The 14,744-nt window shown below is 71.2% G+C and carries 11 protein-coding genes; 8 read left to right on the forward strand and 3 right to left on the reverse strand.

From position 1 onward, the window contains the following. The first annotated feature begins 168 nt into the window (after positions 1–168). Complete coding sequence (locus tag MOQ72_RS25540; protein WP_242188277.1) at positions 169–579, forward strand: low molecular weight protein-tyrosine-phosphatase; 411 nt, start codon at positions 169–171, stop codon at positions 577–579. Between the two features lie 5 nt (positions 580–584). Further along, positions 585–1,454 carry a fructosamine kinase family protein gene (locus MOQ72_RS25545; protein ID WP_242188195.1) on the forward strand — a complete coding sequence of 290 codons (870 nt, stop codon included), beginning with the start codon at positions 585–587 and terminating at the stop codon, positions 1,452–1,454. A 150-nt stretch (positions 1,455–1,604) separates the two neighbouring features. Here MOQ72_RS25545 and MOQ72_RS25550 read toward each other — a convergent pair whose 3' ends face one another. Beyond that, entirely contained in the window at positions 1,605–2,279 is a 675-nt protein-coding gene (locus tag MOQ72_RS25550) for a DUF6518 family protein (protein ID WP_242188196.1), read from the reverse strand. A 165-nt stretch (positions 2,280–2,444) separates the two neighbouring features. On the opposite strand from MOQ72_RS25550, the gene MOQ72_RS25555 reads away from it, so the two are divergent. After that, on the forward strand, positions 2,445–3,419 hold the full coding sequence (locus MOQ72_RS25555; protein ID WP_242188197.1) for an SURF1 family cytochrome oxidase biogenesis protein: 975 nt from the start codon (positions 2,445–2,447) through the stop codon (positions 3,417–3,419). 61 nt (positions 3,420–3,480) lie between these two features. Here MOQ72_RS25555 and MOQ72_RS25560 read toward each other — a convergent pair whose 3' ends face one another. Next, positions 3,481–4,437, reverse strand: coding sequence for a cobalamin biosynthesis protein (locus MOQ72_RS25560; RefSeq protein ID WP_242188199.1), 957 nt, complete (start codon positions 4,435–4,437; stop codon positions 3,481–3,483). A 253-nt stretch (positions 4,438–4,690) separates the two neighbouring features. On the opposite strand from MOQ72_RS25560, the gene MOQ72_RS25565 reads away from it, so the two are divergent. Genes MOQ72_RS25565 through MOQ72_RS25575 form a run of 3 tightly spaced genes read left to right on the forward strand, consistent with a single transcriptional unit; the run spans position 4,691 to position 11,624 of the window. Then, positions 4,691–6,331, forward strand: coding sequence for a TIGR02677 family protein (locus MOQ72_RS25565; RefSeq protein ID WP_242188200.1), 1,641 nt, complete (start codon positions 4,691–4,693; stop codon positions 6,329–6,331). Beyond that, positions 6,328–7,527: a TIGR02678 family protein gene (locus MOQ72_RS25570; protein WP_242188201.1), complete on the forward strand. Its 1,200-nt coding sequence runs from the start codon at positions 6,328–6,330 to the stop codon at positions 7,525–7,527. The genes MOQ72_RS25565 and MOQ72_RS25570 overlap by 4 nt, the downstream gene beginning before the upstream one ends. Beyond that, positions 7,524–11,624, forward strand: coding sequence for a TIGR02680 family protein (locus MOQ72_RS25575; RefSeq protein WP_242188203.1), 4,101 nt, complete (start codon positions 7,524–7,526; stop codon positions 11,622–11,624). The genes MOQ72_RS25570 and MOQ72_RS25575 overlap by 4 nt, the downstream gene beginning before the upstream one ends. Before the next feature lie 257 nt (positions 11,625–11,881). Here MOQ72_RS25575 and MOQ72_RS25580 read toward each other — a convergent pair whose 3' ends face one another. Then, positions 11,882–12,370 (reverse strand): GNAT family N-acetyltransferase, encoded by a 489-nt coding sequence (locus MOQ72_RS25580; RefSeq protein ID WP_242188205.1) that lies wholly within the window; start codon positions 12,368–12,370, stop codon positions 11,882–11,884. 87 nt (positions 12,371–12,457) lie between these two features. Here MOQ72_RS25580 and MOQ72_RS25585 point away from each other — a divergent pair, with 87 nt between their 5' ends. Next, positions 12,458–13,018, forward strand: coding sequence for a VOC family protein (locus MOQ72_RS25585; RefSeq protein WP_242188206.1), 561 nt, complete (start codon positions 12,458–12,460; stop codon positions 13,016–13,018). 511 nt (positions 13,019–13,529) lie between these two features. Beyond that, positions 13,530–14,744, forward strand: a complete 1,215-nt coding sequence (locus tag MOQ72_RS25590) for a CaiB/BaiF CoA transferase family protein (RefSeq protein WP_242188207.1) — start codon at positions 13,530–13,532, stop codon at positions 14,742–14,744.

Consider the following 14,744-nt stretch of genomic DNA (forward strand, 5'->3'; position numbering starts at 1 on the left):
GGGGGGCGCCCCAACCAACCCCCGCCGGCCCCCGCGGCCCCGGGGGGTATTAGGGGGGGGGGGTTTTGGGGGGCGGGGGGGGGCCCCCCCCCCCCCCCCCCACGACCCGTACCCTCGGCAGACGTGCACATCTCCTTCATCTGCTCCGGGAACATCTGCCGCTCCCCGATGGCCGCGCTGGTGTTCCGCGAGCACCTGCGCCGGGCCGGGTTGGACGGCGTCGAGGTCTCCAGCGCCGGAACCGGTCCGTGGCACGTCGGCGAACCTGCCGACCCGCGCACCGCGAAGGTGCTCGCCGATCACGGCTACCCGACCGAACACGTCGCGGCGGAGATCGATGACGGGCACCTGGCCGCCGACCTGCTGGTCGCCATGGACGCCGGACATCTGCGCGCGGTGCGCCGCGCCGTTGACGACCCGGCGAAGGTGCGGCTGCTGCGCTCCTTCGACCCGGACGCCGATGACGGTGCCGAAGTTCCGGACCCGTACTACGGCGGTCCGAACGGGTTCGACGATGTGCTCGCGATGGTCGAAGCCGCGATGCCGGGCCTGCTCGACTGGGTCCGCGAACGGTCGTGAGGCCGATGCGCGAGCGAGCTCGTGCCGCCGTGGCGGAGATCACCGGGCGCGCGCCGATCGAAGTGCGACAACTCAGCGGCGGTGACACCGCCGCGGCGTTCGAGGTCCGCCTCGCCGACGGTGCGACGGTGTTCGCCAAGACCGCACCGGCGACGATGCCTGGCGCCATCGCGGCCGAAGCGGCATCGCTGGCCTGGCTCGCCGAGCCCGGCTCGGTTGCGGTGCCCGCAGTGCACGGACACACCGACCGTTGGCTGGTCACCGCGCACATCACGACGGCAGCGCCCACCCCGCAGGCTGCCGAAAGGCTCGGCCGCGAGCTCGCCGAGCTCCACGCCGCTGGCGCTCCGGCCTTCGGCGCGGCGCCGCCGGGCGGTCCGGCAGATGCGTGGATCGGTCTCGCCCCGATGCGCAACGAACCGGCTGAGCAGTGGCCGTCCTGCTACGCCCGTTGGCGGATCGAGCCGTACCTCCGACGCGCCGTCGATACGGGCACGCTGAGCGCTGCGGAGGGCTCGGTGATCTCCCAGGTTTGCACGGAGATCGACGATCTCGCGGGGCCCGCCGAGCCGCCCGCGCGGCTGCATGGCGACCTCTGGAGCGGCAATGTGCATTGGGGCGCAGATAGGGCTTGGTTGATCGACCCGGCGGCGCACGGCGGTCACCGGGAGACCGACCTGGCGATGCTGCGCCTGTTCGGCTGCCCCCACCTGGACCGGATCCTGGCGGCTTACCAGGAGGTCAGCCCACTCGCCGAAGGCTGGGAGCGCCGCATCGGGCTGCACCAGCTCTTCCCGTTGCTGGTCCACACCGTGCTCTTCGGCGGCGGCTACGCCGCCCAAGCCGTCTCCGCGGCCCGCTCCGCCCTGCGCTGACCGCTGACGGTGTCGTGGGGGGGTTTTTGGGGCCCAGGGGCCCCCCCCGCCCCCCCCCCCGGGGGGGGGGTGGGGGGGGGGCCCCCCACCCCCCCCCACCCCCCCCCCCCGACCCTTGGGTGGGGCGGTCTCGCGGGGAATTGCGCATGCTCACCACTGCATGAACAGCCACATGACGCCGAGGTAGCCCACCAGCACCAGGCCCATGACCGGGATCGTCATCAGCAAGCCGACGATCCGGTCCTTGATCGAGCGACCGAGGACGAGCGGGAGCACCACGCCGATCGCGATCGCGCACCAGCCCGCCACCGGGCCGGGTCCGGAGTTCGAGTTGGCGTCCGTCGCCAACCACAGTGCCCAGCAGCCTTCCATGATCAGCACGCCACCGAGCAGCCCGAGCCCGGCAACCCGCAGCAGGATGCGCGGGTGCCGCCGGGCAGATCCGGCCGCTGCGTAGACCGGACCGGCGAGCACGCCCGCCAGGATCCAGATCAGGGTCGAGGACGCCGACACCGCGAAACCGCTCAAGAACGCGGTCCCGTAGTAACCCAGGACCATCCCGGCCTCGGTCAACGCGCCAGCGCCAGCAGCCAGCCCGTGGCGACCGGGGATGGACATGCCCACGACGAAGGCGAGCACCACCCACGGCGTTGCCGAGTTGACCAGCATGAACCAGCCGCCGGAACCGGCGAGCACCTGTTGCCCCAGCATGGTCAGCGCGCCGCCCACCAGCCCGACACCGGCACCGATCAGCAGCGACTGCCAGATCCGAATCGACGCGCCAGGTTTCAGCGCCGGTGCGCCCGCTTCCAACGTGTTCCCCACACCCGTCGAACGTAGCCAAACCACCGGACCGGTTCAGCGTCCTACTGATCACGATTGCGCATTCTCGCCACGCGCGCCCCGGCCTCCGCAAGCGGGCTGACCTGCCACGATCGTCCAGCGGGAGCCCAAAACCGCAGGTCAGGATGGCTGAGCTACGGTGGGGTGGTGCGTCTGAAGTTCTTGCTGCGCCCCGGTTGGCTGGGTCTGATCGGGCTGGTCGTGGTGTTCTCCTCGCTCTGCTTCACGCTGCTGGCCCCCTGGCAGTTCGGCCGCAACGACGAGGCGCAGACGCGCAACAACGCGATCACCGAGTCGTTCCACGCGGCGCCGAAACCGCTCGCCGCGGTGCTGCCCGCCGGGCAGGCGCCGGACCAGCGGACCGAGTGGACGAAGGTCCTGCTGCGCGGGCAGTACCTGCCGAACGGCGAAACGCTGGCCTGGCAGCGCACCGTGCAGGGCGAACCCGCCTTTGAGGTGCTCACCCCGTTCCGGCTCGACGACGGCACGACCGTGCTGGTCGACCGGGGTTACATCCGCCCGGTCAACGGCACCCAAGCGCCGGACTACGCGGCGGCGCCGACCGGTGATGTCACGCTCACCGCCCGCATCCGAGCCGACGAGCAGGACAGCAAGCAGCGCCCGCTGTTCGACCACGACGGCCAGCGGTGGGCCTACGCGGTGAACGCGCAGACGATCGGCAACGGCATCGGAATCCCGCTGCGGCCGGGCTACTTCATGCTCGCCGAGGGGCAGCCCGGTGTGTTGGATGCCCTACCGCTGCCGCAGCTGGAATCCGGGCCGTACTTCTCGTACGCGCTGCAGTGGATCGCCTTCGGCATCATGGCGATCATCGCGATCGGCTACCTGGTCTACTCGGAACTGCGCCCGGAAGCCCGACCGGCGTGGCGCGACGAAACCACCGACGGCGAACCCGCAGAGGCGCCGGACGACCGGCCGATCCCCAGCGGTCCTCCCGTCGGCGGGGGCGGTCGTCGCCGGAAGAAGATGTCGGTGGCCCAGGCGATAGCCGAGGACGAGCGCCGCGAACGCGAAGAAGCAGCCCGCCGCGAAGGCGAAGCGCCACAGGACACCGCGTCTGCCGACGAAGCCCGCAGCACCGAACCCACCCACCGCACCTGACCGGACGCGGCGCAATTCCCGCGCTCTGCACGGGACGGTGCGGGCCGGGGCCGCTTGCTCGTCAGCGGGTGCGGCGTTCGCGGCGGAGGCCGCGGGCCAGGGCAGCACCCGCGGTCAGGACACCGGTGAGTGTGCCGATCACTCGGGAGAGCTCGACGCTGCGGGTTACGTCGCCCGCGTCCGCGGTGCGGCCCTCGCCCAGCACCGGGCGCTGCTCCACGACGTGGCCGTACACCGTCCGCCCGCCCAGCCGGATCTGGAGGGCACCGGCGAACGCCGCCTCGACCTGCCCGGCGTTCGGACTCGGGTGCGCCGAAGCGTCCTGCCGCCAAGTGCGCCACGCGCCGCTGGCCGAACCGCCGACCACCGGCGCGCACGCAGCGGTCAGCACGGCCGCGAACCGGGACGGCAACAGGTTCAGCACGTCGTCCAAGCGAGCGGCGGCCCAGCCGAAGTTGCGGTAGCGCGGCGAGCGGTGCCCGACCATGGCATCCAGGGTGTTGGCCGCGCGATAGCCGATCAGGCCGGGGATTCCGGCGATCGCACCCCACACCAGGGGCGCGACCACCGCGTCGGAGGTGTTCTCCGCGACCGACTCGACGGTCGCCCGCGCCAGGCCCTGGCCGTCCAGCACCGCCGAGTCCCGGCCGCACAGGTTGCGCAGCCGCGCGCGAGCCGCCTCGATCTCCCCGGCATCGAGCATCCGGGCCATCGCGGTGCCCTCATCAGCCAGCGACGAGCCGCCCAGCACGGCCCAGGTGACCAGCCCGGTGGCCGCCGCCTCCAGCACCGGGCTGCGCTGCGACAGCCGCTGGGCCAGCACCCCGAGTCCGACCGTGCCGCCGACCAGCAGGCCGGTGTAGGCGATCCCGGCGAGGCGCTGGTCCCGGTGCAGCAGCCGCTCAGCGGTCTGCGCGGCCCTGCCGAAGATCGCGACCGGGTGGCCGCGCTTCGGGTCGCCGATCGCCGCGTCCGCGGCCACTCCGAGTAGCAGTCCGACCGCCCGTCCCGCGCTCACCGGTGCCGCACCTCCTGATCGACCTGTCCCCAGCTGCCTGGAACCCGAGACCAATGCGTTCGCCCAGGGCAACGCGCCCCACCGCGCTCGGCCCAGCAGATTCGCACCCCGCGTGCCAGGCATCGCGAGTCACAGGAGCGGATGTCCCGAAGCTCGCAAAGCTGCCCGGAACGCTACCGCTGGGACCGGTCGGACCGATCACCGCATGCCAGGTGACCGGCCGTGTCGGCGCGACCGGATATCGTGGCGGACCGTGACGGCCCCGGACCACGATGCCGATGTGCTGCGCGCGGGCGTCGCGGGAACCACCGCGACGGACGTGCCGAGCACCCAGGCTCCCGAGCAGACCCGCGACGGCGGGCAGCGCCTGCAGCTGTTCGCCTACCTGCAGGCGCCCGAGCACCGCACCTACCTGGCGATCATGCGGTTGTTCACCTCGACGCTGCTCGCCGACCTGTCCGCCGGAGAGGTCGGCGCGGCGCTGGCCGCGGCCGAGCGGGAGGGTCGGGTAGCACCCGGCGAGTCCGATGTGGACACCGTGATCGACCGGCTCAAGCAGCTGGTCAAGTGGGGCAACCTGGTGGTGGGCCGCCGCGAGACCATCGCGTCGAGCATCGCCGAGTTCCAGCACGGCAGCGTGCGCTACCAGGTCAGCAAACTCGCGGTCCGGGTGCAGCGGGACGTCGACGCGCTGCTGCGGGTTCCCGAAGGCGCCCGCGAGGTGTCGCGCGAGCTGCTGCCCGCCATCGACCGCGGGCTGTCCCGGATCGGCGCGGCGCTTTCCGACGCGTTGACCGCCGAACAGCGCGATCCGCGGGCGAAATCCGCCCGGCAGGCGGTCGAACGGCTCGCTGAGCAGGTCACCACGGTGTTCCTGCAGCACGCGGAACTGGCCGCCACGGTCCGCGACTTCTACGCCTACCTGGGGCAGGTGGTGACCCGGCATCAGCTGGCGCCCGAGGAGATCTCCGGGTTCCGCAACCTGCTGGTGGAGTACATCCAGATGGTCGTGGAGGACGTGCTGCGACACACCGAGACGATCGCCGGTTCGCTGGCTGGGCTGGCCAGTGCCCGCCCCGAACTGCTCCGGCTGCTCGGCCCGGCCGACCAGCTCGGCACCGATGTGGAGCGCGCGCGGGGCCGCACCGCCGCCGACTGGCAGGAGCTGACCGACTGGTTCGTCGACTCGCCGGGCCGACCGAGTCAGGTCGCCGCGCTGCGCGAGGCCACCGCCCGCGCCATCGGCTCGCTGCTGGCCAGCGTCAAGCGCGCCACCTCCGGCGGTGGCCTGGTGCCCGGCCGCCGGGGCGAGCTGCTGAAGCTGGCGAAGTGGTTCGACAGCGCCGACGAAACCACCTCCCACCAGGTCTATTCGGCCGCGTTCGGGCTGCACTCGGCGCGGCACCTGCTGCCCGCGCCGGACTACGACAGCGACAACGACAAGGTGCCGTGGCGCGACGGACCGGTGCTCGACGTGACGGTGAGCGTGCGCAGCCGGGGAGACCGCGGGGCGCGCGGCCGGACTTCCCGGGTGCTCGACGACCCGATGACCGAGGAAACCCTGCTGGCGCAAGCACGTCAGGCCGACGAGCGGCGCAGCGCGGCGGTCGCAGAACTGGCCGAGGCGAGTTCGCGGCTGGCCGAACAGCGGCTGTCCACCGATGCACTCGGGGTGTTGTGCGAGTTGCTGACGCTGGCGATGGCGCAGCGCGACGGTTCCGATGATCCCGGCACCGCGCTCGATCCGGTGCACCGGCTGCGGGTCACGGTCCACCCCGAGCCGGGTCGGGAGACCCGGATCTCCAGCGCCGCAGGCACTTTGACACTGCGCGACACGGTCTTGGAGGTCTCCGGCGACGGCGCTATCCCGGAAACCCCGGAGCCGGTCCGATGATCGCGACTTTCGACGAGCTGCCGGACATCGACGCGGCCAACGTGGTCCGCTGCGCGCGGGCGCTGCTGCGCCGACCGCTGCTGCGCTCCGGCGGTCCGGACGGCGAACTGCTGCCGATGATCTACCGCCAGCGGGCCGTGCTCCAGGACTTGTTCTCCTCGCTGCTGGGGTACCGACTCGTGGTGGAGCGGCGGTTCGCCCGGTTGTACAAGGCCGGGCCAGGAGCGGACTCCACGCGCGGCGAGGCGTCGCTGTCGCCGCGTGGTTACGCGTACCTGGCGCTGACGTTGGCCGCGCTGACCGGCATCGGCCGCCAAGTGCTGCTCTCCCGCCTGGTCAGCGATATTCGCGCCGCCGCGGTGGAAGCCGAAATCCAGGTGGTCGACGACCCGGCGGACCGCCGGGCGCTCACCGCCGCGCTGCGCAAACTGGTGGCGCTCGGCGTGATCACCGAAACCGAAGGCTCGGTGACCGCGGAGTCCACTGCCGAGGCCCTGATCACCATCGACACCGACCTGCTCGGCCAACTCGTCGCCGCACCGCTGGCCGAGGCGGACAGCCCCGAGCAGCTGGTCCAGCTGGCCTCCGCCGCTGGCCCCCGGGACTTGGCGCACGCGGTGCGGCGACGTCTCGTCGAAGACCCGGTCGTGCTCTACGGCGACCTCCCGGCCGAGCACGCGACTTGGCTGCGCGAGCACGTGACCAACGAATCCCGTTTGCTGGAGCGGTTTTTCGGCCTGGTCAGCGAGTGCCGCGCGGAAGGTGTGGTGGTCTGCGACCCGGAGGACTACCTCACCGACCTCGTCTTCCCCGGCCCCGGCACGGTCGCCCGCATCGCGCTGCTGGCGCTGCCGGAGCTGCTCAGCCGCGCGGTGCCGGACGAGCGGGGCAAGCACCCGGTCACCTGGCAGGACTTCACCGACGTCTGCCAGGACCTGGTCGACTCCTACCCCGCCGCGTGGTCCCGGCAGGCCACCGAGGACCACCAGGAACTGGTGCGCTCGGTCGTCGCGTTGCTGCACCGCCTCGGCCTGCTGCACGACTCCGACGGCCGCTGGCTGCTCAACCCGGCGGCGCACCGCTGGTTGCCGCAGCCGGACGCCACCCCGGCCGCGGGCCGGGAACCGGAAACCCCCGCCCCGGAATCGCCGGGTTGGTCGCTGTTCGACGACGTAGCAGAGGATGGTCAACGGTGAGCGCAGACAACGCTGAATCGCTGCCCACCGCGAACCGGTGGCGACTGCACCGCGGTGGGATCGTCAACATCTGGCAGTACGCCGAGACCACCTTCGACCTGGGCGGCGGCCGGGCGATCTTCCAGGGCACCAACGGTTCCGGCAAGTCCCGCACCCTGGAACTGCTGCTGCCGCTGTGCCTGGACGGCGACCTGCGGCAGCTGGGTTCCAAGGGCTTCGACACGGTCAGCATCCGGCGGTTGATGCTCGACGAATACCCCGGCGGGCCGAACCGGATCGGCTACGCCTGGATCGAGCTGCGCCGCGAAACCCCGGACGGCGGCGAGGAATTCCTCACCTGCGGCCTCGGGGTGAAGGCGTCGAAGACCTCGCAGTCGATCAGCGATTCGTGGCGGTTCATCACCGGCCGCCGGGTCGGCATCAACCTGCACCTGGTCGGCGCCGACCGGGTCCCGCTGGGTTCGGCGCAGCTGCGCGAGCTGCTCGGCGCCGACTGCGTGCTCGACGAGCAGGCGTTCCGCGCGAAGGTCGCGGCCACGGTCTACGGCGTGCCCGCCGCCCGCTACGGCGACCTGCTGCACCTGCAACGCACCCTGCGCAATCCGGACGTCGGGCTGAAAGTCCTGGAAGGGCAGCTGGAGCAGATCCTCTCGGATGCGCTGCCGCCGTTGGATCCGGGTTTGATCGAACGGCTGGCCAGTTCGTTCGACGACCTGGAGTCGATCCGGGCGAACATCGTCCGGTTGACCGGCGCGGACAAGGCGCTCAGCGCGTTCCTGTCCACCTATTCCGGGTACGCGTTCGGCGCGCTGCGCGACCGCGCCGAAGCGATGCGCGCCGCGCAGGAGAAACTGCGGGCGCTGCGCGGAGAACTCGCCGGTCTGGAAAAGCAGGTAGCCGGTAAGCGGCACGATCGCGAGGCCGCGCAGCGCAGGATCGCCGAGCTCGAACAGCGCGAAGGCGAGTTGGAATCCAGCATCGACGCGTTGCGCTCCCACCCCGCGTATTCCGAGCTGCAGAACCTGCGCGACCGCGAGCGGCTGGTGGAAAGTGCCCGCGCCGCAGCGGTTTCGGCGCTCGACACGGCGAGCAAGCACCGCGCGCAGGAGCACCGCTCCGCCGAATCGGTGGTGGGCATGTTGCGCCGGTTGACCGGTGACGCCGAGGCCGCCGGGGTGGCGGCGGGCCGAGCGGCGCGGCAGCTTTCCACCGCGGGCCTGGACGGTTCGCTGGTGCCGCAACCACCCGCGATCCCGGCCGCCGAGGTGCGCGGCGAACAGGCCGAAGTGCGCACCTCGCCGGAGCCGGACGCCGAGCCGCTGCCAGTGCAGCGCTACGGCGCGCCACAGCTGGACACCGATGCACTCGCCGCGGAATTCCGTGCTGCGGTCGAAAATTCCGCGCAGGCCGCATCGGTCGCCCGGCAGCGTTCCGCGCTGACCCTCGCGCTGCACCAGCAGGCCCTGGAACTGGACGCGGAGCAGGACGAAGTCGCTGAACTGCAACGGCTGGCCCGGCAGGCGCAGCTGGCCGCGACCGAGTCCGCAGGGCGGCGCAACCAGGCCCAGCAGGAACTCTTCGACACGGCTGCGGTGTGGGTGGAACTCACCCAGAAGTGGTGCACTGAGTGGCCCTCCACCGTGGACGAACTGCCCGAACCTCCGGTGGCCGAAGATCTCACCGCGGACCGCTCAGCGACCAGGCGGGCCCGCGAGCACGCGCGTCGCTGGGCCAAGCCGCAGTTGCACGAGGCGCGTCGAGAGGTGTCGGCGAGCGAGCAGGAGATCGCCGAACTGCGCGCGGACGCCCGGACCCGCGAAGAAGAACTCGCCGAGCTCCGCGCCGGGCACGAACGGACCCCAGCACGCCCCGGCTGGGCCGACGCGGCACGGGATGCCGCCCAGGGCCGCGCTTTCCACGAACTGGTCGACTTCCAGCCGTCGCTGAACGAGACCGACCGGGCCGGGCTGGAAGCGGCGTTGCAGTCCAGCGGGCTGCTCAACGCGTGGGTCACCGCCGACGGCGCGGTGTCCGGACTAGCCGACCTGCTCGCCGCACCGGCCGAACAACGCTCCGGCGGCACGCTCGCTGACCTGCTGTCCCCCGCCGCCGAGCCCGACTGCCCGGTGCCGCCGGAGCGGGTCGCCGCGCTGCTGGCTTCGGTGTCGATCGATGGGGACACCGGATTTTCCGTTTCGGTCACCGGGTCCTGGCGGGCCGGGGTGCTCTCCGGCTCGTGGCGCAAGGACGCGGCGGAGTACGTCGGCGCGGGAGCCCGCGAAGCGGCCCGCGCACGACGCATCGCGGAGCTGGAGGAGGACTTGGCGCGGCTGCGCGGCGAGATCGGCGACGCCGAGCGGCGGCACCGCGAAGCGAGCGAGCACGCCGCGGCGTTGGAGCAGCACCTTGAGTCGTACCCGGAGGACAGCGACCTGCTGACCGCGCATGCCAAGTTGGCGACGGCTATCGAGGCTGCGGCGGACGCCGATCAACGGGCCGTGCAACTGCGCGAGCAGCACGAGAACGCCGACCAGCGCTGGCAGGCGTCGCAGGCCGAGCTGGTCCGCTCGGCCGGGGAAGCCGACCTGCCCGCCGACACGCAGGCACTCGACACCGCGCACCGGGCCGCCACCGACGCCCGAGCCGCAATCGACGCGCTGCGCGAAACGATCGAGTCGCGCTGCCTGCCGACCCTCGACGACCTGCGGGACATCTCGCTGCACCACGACGCTGCGGTGGCCGACCGGATGGAGGCCGAGTCGCAGGCCGAACGGCGCTGCGCCGAATACGCGGAGCAGGCCACCGGGCTCGCGGAGCTCACCTCCGCCGTCGGCGGCGAGGCGCAGCAGATCGCCGACAAGGTCGGCGCGTTCGAGCGCGAGCGCGCGGAGCTGCGCGAGCAGTTGCCGCAGGCGCGGGAGAAGATCAGTTCGCTGCGGGAGTCCGCGGCGCGGCTGGAAACCCAGCTGGAGCACAAGCAATCCCAGCTCGCGGGCCGGGAGCACGACGCGGCCACCGCCACCGACTCGTTCCGGCAGGCGCTTCGCATCCCCGGTCTGTGGTCGGCAGCGGACGTCGCCGAAACCGCGCCGGAGGACGTGGACGAAGCCGCGGGCCTGCTCGCCGAAGCGGACCGCCGAGGCTCGTCGGAGGCCACCGTGCTCAACCGGCTGCAAACCCTGCAACACGCGTTGAGCGGCAACTACGACATCACCGCCGCCGACCAGCACGGCCTGCTCACCGTGACCGTCACCGGCGAGGAAGGCCCGCAGCCGGTGGCCGAGGCCGCCCGCCGGGTCGGCGAACGGCTCGGCGAGCAGCGCGGTTACCTCAACGAGCGCTACCAGTCGATCTTCGCCGACTACCTGATCCGGGACCTCGCCGAACGGCTGCGCGGGCAGGTCGGCATCGCCGAGGACCTGTGCAACCGGATGAACGAGGTGCTCGACGGCGCCAGGTCCAGCCAGGGCGTGCACGTCCAGCTGGAATGGCAGCCTTCGGCGGCGTTGGGCGAGGACATCAAGCAGGCCATCGAGCTGGTGCGCACCCCGTTCGCCAACCGCAGCGACGACCAGGATGCGTTGCTGCGGCGGGTGTTCACCGATCTCATCGAGTCCGAACGGGACAGCACTTCGGGCGGCTACGCGGAAATCCTGGCGCGTGCGCTGGACTACCGGTCGTGGTTCGCGTTCACGGTGCGGGTTCGCGACACCGGGCCGGACGGCAAGCCACGCGTGCGGCGGCTGCGGCAGCTGTCCTCCGGTGAGACGCGCCTGATCTCCTACGTGACGCTCTTCGCTGCCGCGGCGGCGTTCTACGACGCGGTCAGCGTGGCCTCGGACGGCCGTGGCCCGTTGCGGCTGGTGCTGCTGGACGAGGCGTTCGAGCGGCTGGACGACCCGACGATCGCACGGATGCTCGGCCTGCTGGTGGACCTGGACATGGACTGGCTGATCACCTGGCCCAGCGGCTGGGGGGTGTCGCCGAAGATCCCGAAGATGCACATCTACGACGTCCTCCGCCCCCGCAGCGGCCACGGCATCGCCTGCACCCACACCACCTGGGACGGCACCGGCCTCGAACGCACCGATGCATGAATAGGGTGTGCAGATTGGTTTGCGTGGCGGTGCGGGTAGCGGAACCTCAGAGGTCTTCTCGCTGTGGGATCCCCGACATCATGTATGTCCAATGCACCACGTCGGGGCTGTCCTCGCGGGGAGAACCCCAGAGGGGTGGGCACCGTGAACCCGCGGCGGCGCAAGCTGCGAGAGTGGAAGGAAGCAGCTGACGCCGCTTGCCTGACGGCCGCCTGCGGTCACAGCCAATCCGCGCACCTTTAAAAACCCGGCCGGGGTCAGAGAAGTTGGTACATCACGTGTAGGCCGACGTAGCCGTGGGTTGAGTGGTGGAACGCTTCCGGGAGGGTTGCGGCGATCTCCATGCCCAGGGCGCGCCACAGCGCGACTGCTCGGACGTTGGTCTCGACGACCGCGTTGAACTGCATCGCGCGGAAACCGTCCGCCCGCGCCTGGTCCAGCACATGACTTCCCAGCGCTCGGCCAGCGCCGCGCCCGGAATGCTGCGGATCGACCATGAAGCTGGCGGTCGCGACGTGCGCTGCCGGGCCTTCGTGGTTCGGGCCGGAGACCGCGGTGCCGACCACGGCGCCGCTCTCGTCGACGGCCACGACCGTGCGGCCCGGCGGCGCCGGGAACCACCGCTGCCGGGCGCGCTGCTCGTCGATGTCGCGGTCCCAGGAGAAGGTCTCCCCGGCCGCCGCGATGTCGTGCATGAACGGCCAGATCGCCGCCCAGTCGTCGGGGTGCGCGTCGCGAATCCGCATAGCCCGCAAGCTTCGGCGATCGTCCGGCGAATCGCCACCCATTTGCCGTGCCCTGCACGGGCGCGGGAATCGCCGTAACTTCTCGGCATGGCTTCGATCGTTGTGGAGTTCTCGACGCGGGAGCCGGAGCGGCTGGCCCGGTGGTGGGCGGAAGTGCTCGGGTGGCAACTCGACACGCACGCCGGGTTCGTGGTCCGGCCGACCGGCGCTGGTGTGCTGCTGCGGTTCGTCGCCACTACGCGGGCCAAGACCGCCAAGAACGGCGTGCACCTGGACCTGCGCAGCGAATCGCACGATGACCAGAACAAGATCGTGGAGCGGTTGTTCAACGCCGGTGCCCGGTTCGCCGACATCGACCAGAGCAGCGACGTCCCGTGGGTGGTGATGGCCGACGTCGAGGGCAACGAGCTGTGCGTGCTCGAACCGCGGACGGTTTACGCCGACACCGGACCGGTAGCCGCGGTCGTCATCGACACCCCGGACCCGCGCTCGCACGCCCGAACGTTGGCGGCGGCCACCGGCATGGAGCTCGCCGGGGACCGTTCCGAGTTCGCCTCGCTGCGCCCGCCCTCGGGCGAAGGCCCCTACGTGGAGTTCCTGGAGAGCACGTCAGGTCCGGAGGGCATGCTGCGCGTCCTCGCCGAGTGAGGCTTGGACGCGGTGAGCCACGTCCACAGTGGAGCGAGCATGTCGTCCACGCCGGACCCAACATCGGCCCGGCCCCGCTTCCGCACCGAACGGCGCGCCGACCGGTCGAGCAGCAACACCAGCGCACCGAGCCGCCAGGTCTGGCTTTCTCACTCAGCATCGAACGCAACCAAGCCACATTGTGGAGAATTATCTCCCTTGCGGACAGCCATTCCACCAATACCTCCCGTTCCGAACCTGACGCGACACCGACCCTCCGGCCGGTCACGCGGGGTGGCGACGCGAGTGAAGGGCACCTTCGACCGAGTTAGCCGGTCAAAGGTGCCCTTCACTCGCCACCCGAACACGGGTCTCAACCCTGGATAGCGCCCCGGCTGGCGGCTCCGGCGGCGGTATGTGGGCTCGGCCACGAAGCGCGGGGCGACGGGGTCGCGATTGTTGCCGATCAAATCTGACGCGAGCTACGATTTCCACATAGAGGAGAATCAACCACATAGTGGCAAGGAGTGGAATGAGTACGCAAGGCCCGTTGTCCGGGATCCGGGTGCTCGAACTGGGCAACTACATCGCCGCCCCCACGACGGGCCGACTGCTCGCCGACTTCGGCGCCGAGGTGATCAAGGTCGAACGCCCTGGAACCGGCGACGAACTGCGCAGCTGGCGACTCTTCCGGGGCGAGACCTCGATGCTGTGGCGCACCATGAACCGGAACAAGAAGTGCATCACCCTCGACCTGCGCAGCGACGAGGGCCGAGCCATCGCACTCGACCTGGTCCGGCGGTCCGACGTGGTGATCGAGAACTTCCGTCCGGGCACCCTGGAGAAGTGGGGCCTCGGCCCGGACCAGCTCACCGAGGCCAGGCCGGACCTGGTGCTGGTGCGCGTCTCTGCCTACGGCCAAACCGGCCCGTACCGGGACCGGCCCGGTTTCGGCGCGGTCGCCGAAGCCATCGGTGGCCTGCGGCTGCTCACCGGTGACCCCGACCGGCCACCGGCCCGCGTCGGCATCAGCATCGGCGACACGGTGGCCGGGCTGTACGCGACCATCGGCGTCCTGATGAGCTTGCTGCGCCGCGAGCGCGGTGAGCACCAACCCGGCAAAGTCGTCGACGTCGCGCTGTACGAGGCCGTGTTCAGCATGATGGAGTCGCTGCTGCCCGACTACGAGGCATACGGCGTGCTGCGGGAGCGCACCGGCGGCCGGATGGAGGGCCTGGCACCGACCAACACCTACCGCTGCCGGGACGACAAGTGGGTGGTGATCGCGGGCAACGGCGACGCGATCTACCGCCGTCTGATGACCGTGCTCGACCGCACCGACCTGCGCGACGACCCGGGCCTGGCCACCAACCCCGGCCGGTGGCAACGGCGCGACGAACTGGACGCCGCGATCAGCGCCTGGACCGGTGACCGCGAGATCGACGAGGTGCTCCGCCTGCTCGACGAGGCCGGGGTGCCCGCCGGTCCGATCTACGACGCGGCCGACATCAGCAAGGATCCGCACTTCCTGGCACGCGGCATGCTGCGACGCCGCGAAGTGCGCGATGGTGACGAGGACTTCGGGCCGGTCGCGTTCCCCGGCGTGGTACCGCGACTGGGCAGCGAGCCCGAGGAGATCCGCTGGCTCGGCCCCGAACTCGGCGCGCACAACGACGAGGTGCTGGGCAGTTTGCTCGGCCTCGACGAGAACGCTCGGCGCGAACTGCACGAAAAGCAGGTGATCTGA

The organism is Saccharopolyspora soli (assembly GCF_022678645.1).
GTDB classification, from domain to species: domain Bacteria; phylum Actinomycetota; class Actinomycetes; order Mycobacteriales; family Pseudonocardiaceae; genus Saccharopolyspora; species Saccharopolyspora soli.